General features: G+C 70.8%; 15 protein-coding genes. 7 read left to right on the top strand and 8 right to left on the bottom strand.

Annotated elements, in window-relative coordinates:
- The first annotated feature begins 73 nt into the window (after positions 1-73).
- A complete protein-coding gene (locus ACQPYZ_RS24330) occupies positions 74-1,192 on the top strand; it encodes a trans-sulfuration enzyme family protein (RefSeq protein WP_433160163.1) in 1,119 nt (372 codons plus the stop codon).
- On the opposite strand, the gene ACQPYZ_RS24335 is transcribed toward ACQPYZ_RS24330, so the two are convergent.
- Together ACQPYZ_RS24335 and ACQPYZ_RS24340 are read right to left on the bottom strand one after the other, a co-directional pair.
- A complete protein-coding gene (locus tag ACQPYZ_RS24335) occupies positions 1,164-2,342 on the bottom strand; it encodes an MFS transporter (RefSeq protein WP_433160165.1) in 1,179 nt (392 codons plus the stop codon). The two genes, ACQPYZ_RS24330 and ACQPYZ_RS24335, sit on opposite strands and share 29 nt — an antisense overlap.
- Positions 2,339-3,100, bottom strand: coding sequence for a DeoR/GlpR family DNA-binding transcription regulator (locus ACQPYZ_RS24340; protein WP_433160167.1), 762 nt, complete (start codon positions 3,098-3,100; stop codon positions 2,339-2,341). The genes ACQPYZ_RS24335 and ACQPYZ_RS24340 overlap by 4 nt, the downstream gene beginning before the upstream one ends.
- 52 nt (positions 3,101-3,152) lie before the next feature.
- On the opposite strand from ACQPYZ_RS24340, the gene ACQPYZ_RS24345 reads away from it, so the two are divergent.
- Both ACQPYZ_RS24345 and ACQPYZ_RS24350 read left to right on the top strand, forming a co-directional pair.
- On the top strand, positions 3,153-4,307 hold the full coding sequence (locus ACQPYZ_RS24345; RefSeq protein ID WP_433160169.1) for an MFS transporter: 1,155 nt from the start codon (positions 3,153-3,155) through the stop codon (positions 4,305-4,307).
- Positions 4,308-4,404: 97 nt separating this feature from the next.
- A complete protein-coding gene (locus ACQPYZ_RS24350; RefSeq protein WP_433160171.1) occupies positions 4,405-5,772 on the top strand; it encodes an MFS transporter in 1,368 nt (455 codons plus the stop codon).
- On the opposite strand, the gene ACQPYZ_RS24355 is transcribed toward ACQPYZ_RS24350, so the two are convergent.
- Positions 5,769-6,224, bottom strand: coding sequence for a winged helix-turn-helix transcriptional regulator (locus ACQPYZ_RS24355; protein ID WP_433160173.1), 456 nt, complete (start codon positions 6,222-6,224; stop codon positions 5,769-5,771). The genes ACQPYZ_RS24350 and ACQPYZ_RS24355 overlap by 4 nt on opposite strands.
- Positions 6,225-6,318: 94 nt before the next feature.
- Between ACQPYZ_RS24355 and ACQPYZ_RS24360 the strand changes: the two genes are divergently transcribed.
- From ACQPYZ_RS24360 to ACQPYZ_RS24370, 3 genes are read left to right on the top strand one after another with little or no spacing between them, the layout of a single operon-like run.
- Positions 6,319-6,876 (top strand): dihydrofolate reductase family protein, encoded by a 558-nt coding sequence (locus ACQPYZ_RS24360; RefSeq protein WP_433160175.1) that lies wholly within the window; start codon positions 6,319-6,321, stop codon positions 6,874-6,876.
- Positions 6,873-7,814, top strand: coding sequence for an NAD-dependent epimerase/dehydratase family protein (locus ACQPYZ_RS24365; RefSeq protein ID WP_433160177.1), 942 nt, complete (start codon positions 6,873-6,875; stop codon positions 7,812-7,814). The genes ACQPYZ_RS24360 and ACQPYZ_RS24365 overlap by 4 nt, the downstream gene beginning before the upstream one ends.
- An 8-nt stretch (positions 7,815-7,822) precedes the next feature.
- Positions 7,823-8,206: a TIGR03618 family F420-dependent PPOX class oxidoreductase gene (locus tag ACQPYZ_RS24370; protein WP_433160179.1), complete on the top strand. Its 384-nt coding sequence runs from the start codon at positions 7,823-7,825 to the stop codon at positions 8,204-8,206.
- Between the two features lie 3 nt (positions 8,207-8,209).
- Here ACQPYZ_RS24370 and ACQPYZ_RS24375 read toward each other — a convergent pair whose 3' ends face one another.
- Positions 8,210-9,217: a sugar phosphate isomerase/epimerase family protein gene (locus ACQPYZ_RS24375; protein WP_433160181.1), complete on the bottom strand. Its 1,008-nt coding sequence runs from the start codon at positions 9,215-9,217 to the stop codon at positions 8,210-8,212.
- A gap of 19 nt (positions 9,218-9,236) precedes the next feature.
- Positions 9,237-10,331 carry a Gfo/Idh/MocA family protein gene (locus ACQPYZ_RS24380; RefSeq protein WP_433160183.1) on the bottom strand — a complete coding sequence of 365 codons (1,095 nt, stop codon included), beginning with the start codon at positions 10,329-10,331 and terminating at the stop codon, positions 9,237-9,239.
- 75 nt (positions 10,332-10,406) lie between these two features.
- Here ACQPYZ_RS24380 and ACQPYZ_RS24385 point away from each other — a divergent pair, with 75 nt between their 5' ends.
- Complete coding sequence (locus tag ACQPYZ_RS24385) at positions 10,407-11,531, top strand: ROK family protein (RefSeq protein WP_433160185.1); 1,125 nt, start codon at positions 10,407-10,409, stop codon at positions 11,529-11,531.
- Here the strand turns inward: ACQPYZ_RS24385 and ACQPYZ_RS24390 are convergent.
- Genes ACQPYZ_RS24390 through ACQPYZ_RS24400 form a run of 3 tightly spaced genes read right to left on the bottom strand, consistent with a single transcriptional unit; the run spans position 11,507 to position 14,213 of the window.
- Positions 11,507-12,421, bottom strand: a complete 915-nt coding sequence (locus ACQPYZ_RS24390; RefSeq protein ID WP_433160187.1) for an aminoglycoside phosphotransferase family protein — start codon at positions 12,419-12,421, stop codon at positions 11,507-11,509. The two genes, ACQPYZ_RS24385 and ACQPYZ_RS24390, sit on opposite strands and share 25 nt — an antisense overlap.
- Positions 12,418-13,422: an NAD(P)H-dependent glycerol-3-phosphate dehydrogenase gene (locus ACQPYZ_RS24395; protein WP_433160189.1), complete on the bottom strand. Its 1,005-nt coding sequence runs from the start codon at positions 13,420-13,422 to the stop codon at positions 12,418-12,420. Before ACQPYZ_RS24395 ends, ACQPYZ_RS24390 begins: the two co-directional genes overlap by 4 nt.
- Positions 13,419-14,213, bottom strand: a complete 795-nt coding sequence (locus ACQPYZ_RS24400; protein WP_433160191.1) for a lysophospholipid acyltransferase family protein — start codon at positions 14,211-14,213, stop codon at positions 13,419-13,421. The genes ACQPYZ_RS24395 and ACQPYZ_RS24400 overlap by 4 nt, the downstream gene beginning before the upstream one ends.
- Positions 14,214-14,217: the final 4 nt, after the last annotated feature.

A 14,217-nucleotide genomic window follows, 5' to 3' on the forward strand; every position in this document is an offset into this window, starting at 1 on the left:
CCACACGGTGATCGACCCGTCACTCCCAGGCACGATTCGGGGCTGCGGTCGCCGGCCAGGGAGAATCCCCGGTATGACCTCCCCACTCGACCCCTCCACCGTCGTCGTCCACGCGGGCCGTCCTGAGCGCGTGCCGGACGCCCCGGTCGGCAACTCCCCCGTCTTCAGCTCGACGTACGTCGCGGGCGGCGAGCGCGGGTACGGGCGGTTCGGGAACGACGCGTGGATCGCCCTGGAGGAGACCCTGGGCGAGCTCGAAGGTGGCCGCGGGCTGACGTTCGCATCGGGGATGGCGACGGTGGCCGCGATCGTCGACCTCGTCCCGGTCGGCGGCCGGGTGGTCGCGCCGCAGCACGCGTACTCCGGCGTACTGTCACTCCTCGACCAGCAGGCGACCGCCGGCCGGCTCGAGGTCGACCGGGTGAACGTCGCCGACACCGACGAGGTCGTGAAGGCGGTGGACGGCGCGGACCTGCTGTGGATCGAGTCGCCGACCAACCCGGCGATGGAGGTCGCGGACATCCCGGTGCTGGCCGAGGCCGCCGGCGAAGCGACCGTTGTCGTCGACAACACGTTCGCGACGCCGCTCCTCCAGCAGCCGCTCAGCCTCGGCGCGGACATCGTCATGCACTCGGCCACCAAGTTCATCGCCGGCCACTCCGACGTCATCCTCGGCGCCGCGATCACCGCCGACGAAGCCCTCTGGCAGGCGATCGAGCTCCGCCGCCGCACCATCGGCGCGATCCCCGGCCCGATGGAGGCCTGGCTCGCACTCCGCGGCCTCCGGACGCTCGCCCTCCGGCTGGAGCGTGCGCAGTCGAACGCCGCCTTCCTCGCCGAGCGCCTCCGCGAGCACCCGGGAGTCAGCCGCGTGCGCTACCCGGGCCTCCCGGACGACCCGGGGCACGACCGCGCGGCCGCCCAGATGAGCGGCTTCGGCGCGATCCTGTCGTTCGAGCTCGGCGGTGACGCCGCGGCCGCCCAGCGGGTCTGCGAGAGTACGGCGCTCTGGGTGCACGCGACCAGCCTCGGCGGGGTCGAGTCGATGCTGGAACGCCGTCGCCGCTGGCCGCTCGAGGTGCCGACGATCCCGGTCGACCTGATCCGGCTGGCCGTCGGGATCGAGCACCCCGACGACCTGTGGGCCGATCTCGAGCAGGCGCTCAGGACCGCGCTGACGACCGGGGCTTGAGCACCGGCGCCCCGAGGAACGTCAGCACGCACAGCGCCACCGGCAGGATGAACGCGAGGTTCAGCGGCATCCAGTGGGCCAGCCCGCCGACCAACGCCGGCCCGGCCAGCAGGCCGACGTACCCGAGCCCGACCACGCGGGCCATCAGGGCGCCGGCGGCCCGCGGGTCGAGGTTGCCGGCGGCGGTGAACAGCTGCGGTACGCCGCCGGCCAGTCCGAGGCCGAACAGCGCCCAGCCGAACAGGGACACCGGCACCCACGGTACGACGATGACGATGGTCAGCCCGATCGCGGCCATCGCGGCGCCGTACCGGACGATCGCGGCCGGGCCGACGACGGCCGCGACCCGGTCGGTGAGGAAGCGGCCGACGGTCATAGCGACCGCGAAGGCGCCGTACGCGTAGGCCGCCGTACTGACCGAGGTGCCGAGGATGTCGCGGAACTGCAGGGCCGCCCAGTCGTTCGCGACGCCCTCCGCGAGCATCAGGCCGAAGGCGAGCCCGCCGAGCGCCCAGACCAGCTTGGCCGGTGGCTTCGCCCGGTCCTCCTGGTCCTCGTGCTCCTCGACCGTTGCCTCGATCAAGAACCGGCTGACAGCGAGCGAGACAACGATGCAGATCACGCCGGCCACGCCCAGAGTCACCGCGGTCGGTACGCCGGCTCGCAGGGTGGCGGCACCGATCAGCGCGGCGAAGGCACCGCCGATCGACCACATGGCGTGGAACGCGGCCATGATCGGCCGTGGATAGCCGCGCTCGACCACGACGGCCTGCGCGTTCATGCCGACGTCGATCGATCCGTTCGCGAAGCCGAGCGCGATCAGGGTGAGGCCGAGGCTCCACCAGCTCTGCGCGAAGCCGGGGCCGAACAGAGCCAGGCCGAGGAGTACGCCGGCCGCCGGGACCAGGCGGCGTTGACCGAGACGGTCGACGAGCGGCCCGGCGACCTGCATACCGAGGAAGGCGGCCCCGCCGAGCACGAGCAGCAGGAGACCCAGGGTGCTGTGGGTGATCCCGGCGGCGTGCTCGATGTTGGGGATGTGGACGACCCACATGCCGACGGCGAACCCGTTCAGACCGAAGTAGGTCCAGGTGGCGATCCGGGCGGCGCGGGGCGGTGCGGGCTGTGGACGCAGCTCGGTCGAGGTCAAGACGCCACCTCGACGAGCACGCCGCGTTGGGTCAGCACGGTGCGTTGGTCCTCCGGGGCAGTGGGATCGGTGACGATCAGGTCGGGGCGGTCGGCCGGGCACACGTAGGCGAGCGCGGCCCGGTCCCACTTGGCGCCGTCGGCGAGCACCATCGACCGGGTGGCGACGGCGAGCGCCTCCTGCTTGACCTCGGCATCGCCCAGGTCGAACGCGGTCAGCCCGGCGTCCAGGCTGAACGCGCACGGGCTGAGCACGGCCAGGTCGAAGCGCAGCGCCCGCAGCGAGGCCACGGTCAGCGGACCGACCAGCGCCAACTCGCCCTTGCGGGCCTCACCCCCGGGCATCAGCAGCCGGATCCGCGGCGCGTCGGCCAGCTCCTGCGCGATGTGCAGCGACAGCGGCATAACCGTGACCGCGCGGTCGTGCAGGCGCCTGGCCACCTCGAGAGCCGTCGTACCGCTGTCGAGGACGATGGTCTCGCCGTCGTGGATGTGTTCGACGGCCGCGGCCGCGATGGCTCGCTTGGCGGCGATCGCGGCCTGGGCCCGCAGCGAGTACGGCGGCTCGACGCCGGACGGCATCGCGGCGACCGCGCCACCGTGGACGCGCTTGAGCACGCCCTGCGCGGCCAGGAAGTCGAGGTCGCGGCGGACCGTCATGTCCGACGCCTCGGTGGCCTCGACCAGTTCCTGGACCGAGACTCGTTCCGTCCGGCGTAGTCGCTCTACGATCACTTGATGCCGTTCTGCGCTCCTCACGCGCAGAAATCTACCATCCGGATGTTCGATCAAACAAAGAGAGTGTTTGCCTGTGGCTGACGTGGTACGCCGTTCCAGGTACGCCGTGGCCGCGGTCTTCTGCGTGCACGGCGCGGTCACCGGCTCGTTCGCCACCCGGGTGCCGTGGATTCAGGACCATTCCGGGGTGTCCGCCGGTCAGCTCGGGCTCGCCCTCGCCTTCCCAGCGCTCGGCGCCGCGGTGATGATGCCCCTCGCCGCGCGCGTCAGCCACACCCTCGGCACCCGCAACGCACTCCGCGGCCTGCTCGCGCTGTGGACCCTGGCACTGATCCTGCCGTCCCTCTCCCCGAACCTCCTCACCTTGTGCGCCGCCCTCTTCGTGTACGGCGGTACGGCGGGGATGGCCGACGTCGCGATGAACGCGCTCGGGGTCGAGGTGGAGCACCGGCTCGAGAAGTCGATCATGTCCGGCCTGCACGGCCTGTGGAGTGTCGGCGCGTTGATCGGATCCGCGGTCGGCACGGTCGCCGCGCACGCCGAGCTGAGCGCCCAGGTTCACCACGCACTCGCGGCTGCCGTCCTGACGGTGATCGGCCTGGTGGTGTGTCAGTTCGTGCTGAACATCCATCCCGCGGACGACGAGGAGCCGCCGGCGCGCTTCACCTTGCCGCCGCGATCGGCGTTGCTGATCGGGGCGGTCGGGTTCTGCGCGGTCTTCGCGGAGGGCGCGAGCCTGGACTGGTCGGCCGTGTACCTGCGGGACGTCCTCGACAGCTCTCCTGGCGTGGCGGCCGCGGCGACCACCGGCTTCACCTTGACGATGGCGGTCGCGCGGATCAGCGGTGACGCGGTGGTCGACCGCTTCGGCGCCGTACGGACGGTTCGATGGAGCGGCGTGATCGCCACGATCGGCGGCGTACTGGTCGTCGTCGCGTCGCATCCGGTCGTGGCGATGACCGGGTTCGGGCTGCTGGGGATCGGGATCGCGGTCGTCGTACCGCTCGCGTTCGCCGCGGCCGGGCGGAGCGGCACCAACGCGAGCCAGGCGATCGCGGGCGTCGCGACCATCACCTACGCCTCCGGCCTGGTCGCGCCGTCGATCATCGGCGGGATCGCGCAGGCGAGCAACCTGACCATCTCGTTCCTGGTCGTCACTCTCCTCGCCACCGGCCTGGCCGTCTTCGCCCCGGTCCTGCGCACCCGCGCCCGGTCACAGGTCAACTGACCGATCCTCCGCCGTCGCCGTGATCCGACACCTCCTTTGACGCAACTCATTGGTTGCTATAAAGTAGCAACTAGTCGGTTGCTATTAAGGAGTAGTCATGGTGAACGCCCGTCAACGCGTCGTCCTGCTGGTGCTGCTCGGTGCCGGCTTCATGCTCTCGGTGGACTTCTCGATCCTGAACGTCGCGCTCCCCCAGGCCGGCGCCGGCGTCGGACTCGGACCGGACGGGCTGCCGTGGATCACCTCGGCGTTCGCACTGCCCGCGGCGGGGTTCACCCTGCTGTTCGGTCGATTGGCGGACTACTTCGGCCGGCGCCGGCTCTTCCTGATCGGGATGATCCTGCTCGCGGGCGCGTCGTTGCTCGGCGGTTTCGCGGTCAATGCCGAGACGTTGCTGACAGCCCGCGTCCTGCAGGGCATGGCCAGCGCGATGGCGTTGCCGACGTCGTTGTCGTTGCTGACCACGACCTTCGACGGCTCGACGCGCGAGCGGGTGCTCGGTCTGCGCGGCGCCCTGTTGTCGGCGGGCTTCGCCGTCGGCGCGCTCGTCGGCGGTGCACTGGTCAGCCTGCTCGGGTGGCGGGCGGCGTTCTTCATCAACGTGCCGGTCGTGGTGACGATCCTCGTGCTCACGCCGTTCGTGATCCACGAGACGAGGACGCCCGAGCGGACGAAGCTCGACGTACCCGGTGCCGTGACGGTGACCGGCGGTCTGCTGGCGGTGATCTACGGCGTGATCGAGCAAAGCATCCCGTCGGCCGTCGTCGGCGTCCTGCTGCTGATCGCCTTCTGGCTGATCGAGCGGCGTTCGCCCGCGCCGCTCGTACCGGTCGGGATCGTCCGGCGGCCGTCGGTGTTGTGGGGCAACGTCGCCGGGCTCGTGGTGTGCGCGATGGAGCCCGCGATGATCTTCCTGACCACGCTGTACCTTCAGCAGGTCCTCGGTTTGTCGCCACTCGAGACCGGGCTGGTCTTCGGCATTCCGGGCGTGGCGTCGGTGGCCGCCGGAGTCGTTGCCGGACGCATCATCGGGCGCTTCGGCGTTCGCACGGTGCTGACCGCTAGCATGGCCGCGCAAGGTCTGGCGACGCTGCCGCTGGTCTTCCTCGGCACCTCCCGGCTGGCTCTGGTCGTGCTGATTCCGGCCCTGTTCATCGGCTTCTTCGGACACGTCGCCGCGATCGTCGCGTACACGGTCACCGGGATGGCGGGGGTCCCGGCCGGCCAGCAAGGCCTGGCGGCCGGACTCACGTCGATGACCGACGAGGTCGGCGGCACCCTCGGTACGCCGGTGCTCGCCGCGATCGCCGCCACCCAGGCGGCCCAGCTGACCGGCTTCCACCTCGCACTCTCCGTCGACGTCGCGCTGACTCTCGTCTGCGTCGTACTCGTCTGGCTCGGACTGCGGCCGCGCAGCAGGAAGGCCGACCCGTGCCGATCCACCGCTGAGCTCGCGACCGTCTAGTCGACGTCCGCGCCGGGGCCCGGCAGGAGGTCGATGTCGCGGGCGTGCATGGGCTTGTCGCAGTGGGAGCAGTGCAGGTCGACGTGGCTGATCTCACCGCAGGCGTGGTGGCGGTAGAGGACCGGCGGCCCGGCCTCGCCCGCCAGCCACTTGTCGCCCCAGCCGGCCATCACCATCAGCAGGTCGACGAGCTCGGTGCCCTTCTCGGTCAGGTGGTACTCGTACCGCGGGCGGTTATCGTACGGCCGGCGCTCGAGCACCCCGTGGTCGACCAGGTGGTTGAGCCGCTCGGTCAGCACCTTCCGGGAGATCTTCAGATCGGCCTGCAACTGGTCGAACCGGGTCATCCCTACCCACACGTCCCGCAGGATCAACGGCGACCACGGCTCCCCGATCACGTCCAGCGTGCGCGCGATCGAGCAGACCATCTCACCGAAGTTCGTGCGTTGCATGGCATCAGCCTAGCACTTGGGGTTCCCTTACGGAACTCCAGTCTGCTACGGTCACGGAGTCTCTTCAAGAAACTCACAGCGAGGGAGTACGACGATGGGCAAGGTCATCACCGCGTCGGCGGTCTCGGTCGACGGCTTCATCACCGGACGCGATCCCGGTCCCGGGCGGGGGCTCGGCGACGGCGGCATGCTCTTCGACTGGTACGGCGACCGCGACGAACGCAACACGCGCTTGTTCGACACGCTCTCTGGCCGGGTCGGTGCGATGGTGGCCGGTCGCAACACCTACGACGACTCCGAGGGCTTCGACGGCGGCAGCCCACACCCGACGGCCCCGCTGGTCGTGGTCACCCACCGGCCGGTGCCGGAGGCGAGCGAACGCCAGACGATCGTCACCACAGGCATCGAGGACGCGGTCGAGGCGGCGCAGAAGCTTGCCGGCGGCAAGGACGTGGGTGTGATGGGTGGCGGCGCGGTGACCGCGGCGCTGCAGGCCGGACTCATTGACGAGCTCGTGCTGCACCAGGTGCCGATCATGCTCGGCGCCGGCCGTCCGTACTTCCAGGAGCTCCCGAGCCACATCCGGCTCACCCTGGTCGACGTGGTCGCGGCTCCGGGCGTCACCCACCTGCACTACGAGGTGCAGCGATGATTCTGGTCACCGGCGGTCTCGGGATGATCGGGGCCAGCACGGCGCGGGCGCTGCTCAACCTGGGCGAGCAGGTCGTCGTCACCCGGCACCACAGCGCGACCGTCCCGTCGTTCCTCGAAGGCCGGGTCAGCGTCGAGCACCTCGACGTCACCGATCGGGAGGCGTTCCTCGATCTCGGCAGACGCTACGACGTCACCGGGATCGTGCACCTCGCGGCTCCGCGGCCGCCGTTCGCGCCCTCCCCCACCGGTGAGTCGGTCGCCGACCCGGTCGAGTTCCTCCGGATCAACACGACCGGCCTGCTGAACGCCCTCGACGCCGCCCGGGCGTGGTCCGTCCGCCGGTTCGCGGTCGCCAGCAGCATCGGCCTGTACCTCGGCCGCCCGGAGACCAGCTTCCACGAAGAGCTGGACCTGCCGCCGATGACGATCGACAACCCGATCCTCGCGTTCAAGAAGGCCGCCGAACCGCTCACCAAGCAGGCCCTGGCAGGCAGCGGCGTTCACCCGCTACTGCTCCGGATCGGGAGCATCTGGGGACCGCTCGGCGACCCGGTGTCCCCGTTCTACCCGCTGCCCGCGCTGGTCAACGCCGTCGTCCGCGGCAGCGAGCGCCCGCAGGTGTACGCCGACGACGGTGGCGACCGGTGTTACGCGCCGGACGCCGGCCGGGCGATCGCGCTGCTCATGACCGCTCCGACGCTCAACCACGACACGTACAACGTGTCCAGCGGCCGCCCGATCGCCAACCACGAGTTCGGGGCCGCGCTCGAGGCCGCCGTACCCGGAGCGGGTGTCGAGCTGACCCCCGGCGGCGGTCCGCTGGAGCCGTACCTCGACATCAGTCGGCTCACCGCCGACACCGGCTTCACCCCGAAGTACGACCCCACCGCCGCCATCGCCGACTACGTCGGCTGGCTCGCCACGAACCCACGCTAGGAGCTGTCATGCTGGATCCCGACGTACGCCGGATCGTCGACACCACCGCGGTCGCCCACCTGGCGACCGTGCTTCCCGATGGCGGACCGCACGCCGTACCGCTGTGGGTCACCACCATCGGTGACCGCATCGCCTTCCTCACCGGGCCGGGCTCGCAGAAGGCGCGCAACCTGCGGAAGGACCCGCGGGTCGCGCTGTCGATGACCCCGCTCGACAACCCGCTCGAGCCCGTGATCGTGCGCGGGCGGGTGGTCGAGTGGATCGAGGGCGATCCCGCGTGGGAGATCGCCGACCGGATCGCGATGAAGTACATCGGCCAGTCGTACCCGCGCGAGCAGGAGCGGGTGATCGGCCTGATCGAGCCCGACAGCCAGCAGGTCGGGATGCGCTGAGGGCTACTTGTCCGTGGCGAAGGCCGCGTCGAAGGCCGCCTCGGGCTTGTCGAAGGCCAGGGCGCGGATGACGTTGACCGCCTCCGCGGCGCCGACCTTGCGCTCCATCCCGGCGTCCTCCCACTCGACCGAGATCGGGCCGTCGTACCCGATCGCGTTCAGGACGCGGAAGCAGTCCTCCCACTGGACGTCGCCGTGACCGGTCGAGTAGAAGTCCCAGCCGCGCCGCGGGTCACCCCAGGGCAGGTGTGACCCGAGCCGGCCGTTGCGGCCGCCGCCGACCCGCATCCGGGTGTCCTTGCAGTCGACGTGGTAGATCCGGTCCTTGAAGTCCCACAGGAACGCGACCGGGTCGATGTCCTGCCAGACCATGTGGCTCGGGTCCCAGTTCAGCCCGAACGCCTCCCGGTGGCCGATCGCCTCCAGCGCGAGCGTGGTGGTCCAGTAGTCGTAGGCGATCTCCGACGGGTGCACCTCGTGCGCGAACCGGACGCCGACCTCGTCGAACACGTCGAGGATCGGGTTCCAGCGGTCGGCGAAGTCCTGGTAGCCGGCCGCGATCCGCTCGGCGGGCACCGGTGGGAACATCGCGACGTACTGCCAGATCGAGGAGCCGGTGAAGCCGATGACCGTGTTCACGCCGAGCTTGGCGGCCGCCCGCGCGGTGTTCTTCACGTCCTCGGCGGCGCGCTGCCGGACGCCTTCTGGATCACCGTCGCCCCACACCCGCGAGGGCACGATCGCCTGGTGGCGGAAGTCGATCGGGTCGTCGCAGACCGCCTGACCGACCAGGTGGTTCGAGATCGCGTAGACCTTCAGGTTGTACTTCGCCAGGATGTCGTGCCGGCCCTGGACGTAGGCGTCGTCCTCGACCGCCTGCTGGACGTCGAAGTGGTCACCCGAGCAGGCGATCTCGACCCCGTCGTACCCCGACTCGGACGCGAACTGGCAGACCTCCTCGAACGGCAGGTCGGCCCACTGACCCGTGAACAACGTGATCGGACGTGGCATCTGGCTGGCTCCTCAGCGATTAAGGGTTCTCGACGGTCATCCAGGCGCTGTCCGCGGCCGCCGACCGCAGTACGGCGTCGATCAGCCGGGCGGACCGCGCACCGGCGGCGAAATCGGGCAGGCCGTCCGGGCGGTCGCCCAGCACGGCGGCATAGCTGTCGGCGACGAAACTGTCGAACGCGTCCTGATACCCCTGCGCGTGCCCGGCGGGCAGCCGGTTCACCCGGGCCGCGGGTGGACTGAGGGTCTCGGGGTCCCGGCTCAGCACCTGCGAACCGGCCCGGTGGCCGACCCACAGCCGGTCCGGGTCCTCCTGGTCGAAGCCGAAGCTCGACTCGGTCCCGGAGACCTCGAGGTACAGACGGTTCTTCCGGCCGGCCGCGACCTGGCTGACCACGATCGTGCCGACCACGCCGGCCTCGGTCCGGAACTGGGCGGTGGCCAGGTCCTCGGTCTTCACCTCGACGCCGCCGCGTTCTGCGCGAACCGTCCGCAGTTGCGCGCTGATCGCGGCGATCCGGTCGCCGGTGACGAACTCGGTCAGGTCGCACCAGTGCGAGCCGATGTCGGCGAACGTCCGGGACGGGCCGCCGGCCGCGTCGTCGACGCGCCAGTTCTGGTCGTCTTCACCGGCCAGCCAGTCCTGCAGGTACGAGCCGTGCAGGCTGGTGATCACCCCGGCCTCGCCCTCCGCGATCCGGGTGCGAAGCTCGCGGACCATCGGGTGGTAGCGGTAGACGAACGGCACGGTGCCGACGCGTTCGGCCTCGAGCGCGGCCGCATGGAGTCCGGCCGCGTCCTGGACCGAGGTCGCCAACGGCTTCTCGCAGACGACGTGCTTACCCGCCTCGAGCGCCTTGAGCGTCACCGGGAGGTGGGTGTTGTTCGGCGTACAGACGTGGACCACATCGATGTCGGCGGCAAGCAGTTCGTCGAGGTCCGGGTAGCCGCGCTCCGCCCCGGTCGCCTCCGCGGCCGCCTCGGCCCGCTCCGGCGAGGAGCCGATCGCGCCGACCACCTGGGCGCCCGCGACCAGCGCGGACCTGCCGTGGACGCGGCCCATGAAGCCGCCGCCGACGATCCCGACCCGGAGCTTGCGCGCACTGGTGGACACGTCGAAGGACGCTATGTGACACTTTTGAACCCTGTCAAGCAAAAGTCCGGCGGTCCTTCGACGGAAGTCTTCGTGATGAGTGATCTGGGTACGGCGGGAAGCGGCGCGGTGCTGCGGTTGCTTCTCGACGGCCGGCCGCGGACCCGGGCCGAGCTCATCGACCTCAGCGGGCTCGCGCGGTCGACGGTGACCGGCCGGATCGAGGCGCTGGTCGCGGCCGGCCTCGTCGTACCCTCCGGTGAGGCGGCGTCGACCGGCGGGCGGCCGCCGGCGCGGTTCCGGTTCAACCCGAGCGCGCGGCTGATCCTGGCGGCGGACGTCGGCGCGACCCATCTGTCGGTGGCGCTGACCGATCTGACCGGGACGATCATCGATCGGTCCACGACGGCGCTGAACATCGCCGAAGGACCCGAGGTGGTCCTCGGTGCGGTCGTGCGGACCGGGCGTGCGCTGCTGCGGAGGGCGCGGCGATCGGTGAGCGACCTCGCCGGCACCGGGGTCGGGCTGCCGGGCCCGGTCGAGCACAGCACCGGCCGGCCGAACCATCCGCCGATCATGCCCGGCTGGGACTCGTACGACGTCGTCGGCCGGCTGAGCGGGGAGCTGGCCGGCCCGGTGCTGGTCGACAACGACGTGAACATCATGGCGCTCGGTGAGCACGCGACCGAGTACGCCGACGTCGAACACCTGCTGTTCGTCAAGGTGGCGACCGGGATCGGCGCCGGCGTGATCAGCGGCGGCCGCCTGCATCGCGGAGCCCAAGGGGCCGCCGGCGACATCGGCCACATCCAGGCTCCCGGCCACACCGAACGCTGCCGCTGCGGCAACCGCGGCTGCCTGGAAGCCGTCGCCTCAGCCGCCGCGATCGCCGGTCGACTCGGCGTCGCGGGCAGCGCGGACATCGTCGACCTGGTCCGCTCCGGCGACACCGCCGCCACCGCGGCCGTCCGCCAGGCGGGCCGCGAGATCGGCACCGTCCTGGCCGCCTGCGTCAGCCTCCTCAACCCCTCGGTCATCGTCGTCGGCGGCTCCCTCTCCCAAGCCGGCGACAGCCTCCTGGCCGGCATCCGCGAGGCCATCTACGCCAGATCGTTGCCCCTAGCCACCACCAGCCTCCGGGTCCTCCCCACGACCACCCCGGACGCCGCCCTCCAAGGCGCCGCCACCCTCGTCCTTCAACACCAACTCACCACCAGCTGATCCACGAGCGCAAGGATCCGGTCGAGCTCCGGACCGCCTCGTGCCCGGCCGAACCCGTGCCGCCTGCCGTGGAACGCCGCCTGGACGGCTTGGAGGTGCGCCCACCCGCGGACACGCTCGCGATCCAGCTCGGCCGCCCCGGCGTACAAGTCCAGCTCGTGGTGCAGCGCCTTCGTCAGATCCGCGGAAGAGCTCAAGGCCAACGCACGCGGCTTCAGGAACGTTGCGCCGTCGTACGCTGGATCGCCGGTGCAGCCCTTCGGGTCGACAGCCAGCCACGGTTCACGGGCCGAGGGCAGGATGTTGCGCTGATGGAAGTCACCGTGCACGAGGAGGTCCGGCTGGTCCCGGCCGAGCTCGCCGACGACCGCGAGCGCGGTGTCGACCGAGGCCTTGGGGACGGCGCCTGGAAAGTCCACGACTCCCTGGCGTAGCTCCTCGGCCCAGCGGTCGGCCTGATCCGCGAGCCGCGGCAGCCCGCCTGGTGCCGGGATGGCAAGCCGACGGCTGAGCTGTCCCGCCGCGACCGCGATCTCGTCGCCGTCACCGAGCTCGCCCAGTGTCGACGGCTGCGCTCGCTCGAGCAGGATCGCGAACTGCTCGTCGTCACGCTCGTACAAACGCACTGCGCCGCATCCGTTCCAGGCGACGAACGCGTCCGGCTCGTGCACATTGCCCGGATGCGGGAACGACACCTTGAGCACAGCCGGACCACGAGCGTGCTGGACCGGCACGATCACCCCGACCCGGCCGTGGGTCACCTCGCCGTCGCGAGTGCAGTCCCACCGCGACAGCAGGCCCTCGACGATCGTCGGCAGTTCGGTGAGCCAGCGTGTCGCAGACTCTCCTTCGCGGGCCAGCGTGCCCTGGACGAAGGCCTCCGGGATCATCCCCAGCGTTCCGACTTGGCGGAGCGGGAGACAAGGCTGAAGAGCATGTCCTTGGGGGTCATCTCGCCGGTGACGACCTTGGTGACGTGCTCGGCGATAGGCATCTCCACGTCGTGGTGGTGGGCCAGGTCGGTGATGGAGGCGCAGGACTTCACGCCTTCGGCGACCTGGCGGGTGGCGCCGGCGATCTCGGCGACGGTCATGCCCTGGCCGAGCTTCTCGCCGAACGTACGGTTGCGGGACAGCGGCGACGAGCAGGTCGCGACCAGGTCGCCCAGGCCGGCCAGGCCGGAGAACGTGTGCTCCTGGGCGCCGAGCGCCGTACCCAGGCGGGCGGTCTCGACCAGGCCCCGGGTGATCACGGACGCGCGGGCGTTGTCGCCGAAGCCGAGGCCGATCGCCATCCCGACGGCCAGCGCGATCACGTTCTTGGTCGCGCCGCCGAGCTCGCACCCGATCACGTCGTTGTTCGTGTACGGGCGGAACGTCTGCGAGTGGCACAGCTTCTGCAACCGGGTCGCCGTCCCCTCGTCGGCACACGCGACGACCGACGCGGCCGGCTGTCCTTCGGCGATCTCGCGCGCCAGGTTCGGCCCGGACACGACCGCGATCCGCTCCGGCCCGGCGCCGGTGAGCTCGGCGATCACCTCGCTCATCCGCTTCGTCGTACCGACCTCGACGCCCTTCATCAGGCTCACCAGCGGTACGGCGTTGGGCAGCACGCCGGCCCAGTCCTTCAGGTTGTCCCGCAGCGACTGACTCGGCACCGCGAGGACGACCGCCTCCGCGCCGGCCACAGCCTCGGCCGGATCATGGGTCGCGGTGATCGCGTCCGGGAGCCGCAGTCCGGGCAGGTAGTCGGGGTTCTCGTGCCGGGTGTTGATCGCCTCGCACAGCGACTCCCGCCGGCCCCAGACGGACACCTGGTTGCCCGCGTTCGCCAGCACGGTGGCGAACGCCGTCCCCCAGGAGCCCGCCCCGAACACCGCGACCTTCGTCATGCCTTCTCCTCACCGTCGTCTGCAGCCCGGGACTTGCGCAGGTCGAACAGTTGCTTGGGCGGGGTCTCCGCGCGCAGCTCGCCGAGGGTGTCGGCGATCGCCCGCATGATCACCTCGGTTGCCTCGTGCAACAGCTGGTTGGTGATCGGCTTGCCCTGGAACGCGCTCAGGTCGACCGGCTTCCCGGCCCGCACCTGGATCCGCTTGCGCGGCAGCAGCCCGATCCGCAGCTTGCCGCTGTAGGACTCGATCACCTGGTGCGCACCCCAGTTGGCGATCGGGACCACCGGGCACCCGGTCATCAGCGCGATCCGGGCGGCGCCGGTCTTCCCGGTCATCGGCCACAGCTGCGGGTCGCGGGTGATCGTGCCCTCCGGGTAGACGCCGACGCACTCGCCGCGCTCGACCGCCGCGACCGCGTCCCGGAAGGCGTCGGCGGCCTGCGTGGACTCCCGGTACACCGGGATCTGGCCGGCGCTGGAGATGATCCGGCCGGCCACCGGGATCTTGAAGACCGAGGCCTTGCCCAGGAACCGCGCGATCCGCCGGCACTCCCAGATGTAGAACCCGAGCACCAGCGGGTCGAAGTGCGAGATGTGGTTCGGTGCGAACACCACGCCGCCGGAGCGGGGCATGTTCTCCCGGCCGGTGAAGTCCGGCTTGGTGAAGACCAGCATGAACGGCTTGACGATCGCCACCACCAGGCCGAACCAGAAGCCCCGGCGCGGCCGGGGATCGTTCCGCTGGCCGTCCACTGCTGCCTCCTGATGCTCGTCATTGCCGTCGCTCATGGGA

The sequence above is a fragment of the Kribbella sp. CA-247076 genome (assembly GCF_050942445.1).
Lineage (GTDB): Bacteria > Actinomycetota > Actinomycetes > Propionibacteriales > Kribbellaceae > Kribbella.

Bases quoted from the DNA above. Each gene is read 5' to 3' on its own strand.
- ACQPYZ_RS24395 (WP_433160189.1), bottom strand. From the start codon at position 13,422: ATGACGAAGGTCGCGGTGTTCGGGGCGGGCTCCTGGGGGACGGCGTTC.
- ACQPYZ_RS24350 (WP_433160171.1), top strand. From the start codon at position 4,405: ATGGTGAACGCCCGTCAACGCGTCGTCCTGCTGGTGCTGCTCGGTGCC.
- ACQPYZ_RS24370 (WP_433160179.1), top strand. From the start codon at position 7,823: ATGCTGGATCCCGACGTACGCCGGATCGTCGACACCACCGCGGTCGCC.
- ACQPYZ_RS24330 (WP_433160163.1), top strand. From the start codon at position 74: ATGACCTCCCCACTCGACCCCTCCACCGTCGTCGTCCACGCGGGCCGT.
- ACQPYZ_RS24355 (WP_433160173.1), bottom strand. From the start codon at position 6,224: ATGCAACGCACGAACTTCGGTGAGATGGTCTGCTCGATCGCGCGCACG.
- ACQPYZ_RS24385 (WP_433160185.1), top strand. From the start codon at position 10,407: ATGAGTGATCTGGGTACGGCGGGAAGCGGCGCGGTGCTGCGGTTGCTT.
- ACQPYZ_RS24375 (WP_433160181.1), bottom strand. From the start codon at position 9,217: ATGCCACGTCCGATCACGTTGTTCACGGGTCAGTGGGCCGACCTGCCG.
- ACQPYZ_RS24390 (WP_433160187.1), bottom strand. From the start codon at position 12,421: ATGATCCCGGAGGCCTTCGTCCAGGGCACGCTGGCCCGCGAAGGAGAG.
- ACQPYZ_RS24365 (WP_433160177.1), top strand. From the start codon at position 6,873: ATGATTCTGGTCACCGGCGGTCTCGGGATGATCGGGGCCAGCACGGCG.
- ACQPYZ_RS24360 (WP_433160175.1), top strand. From the start codon at position 6,319: ATGGGCAAGGTCATCACCGCGTCGGCGGTCTCGGTCGACGGCTTCATC.
- ACQPYZ_RS24400 (WP_433160191.1), bottom strand. From the start codon at position 14,213: ATGAGCGACGGCAATGACGAGCATCAGGAGGCAGCAGTGGACGGCCAG.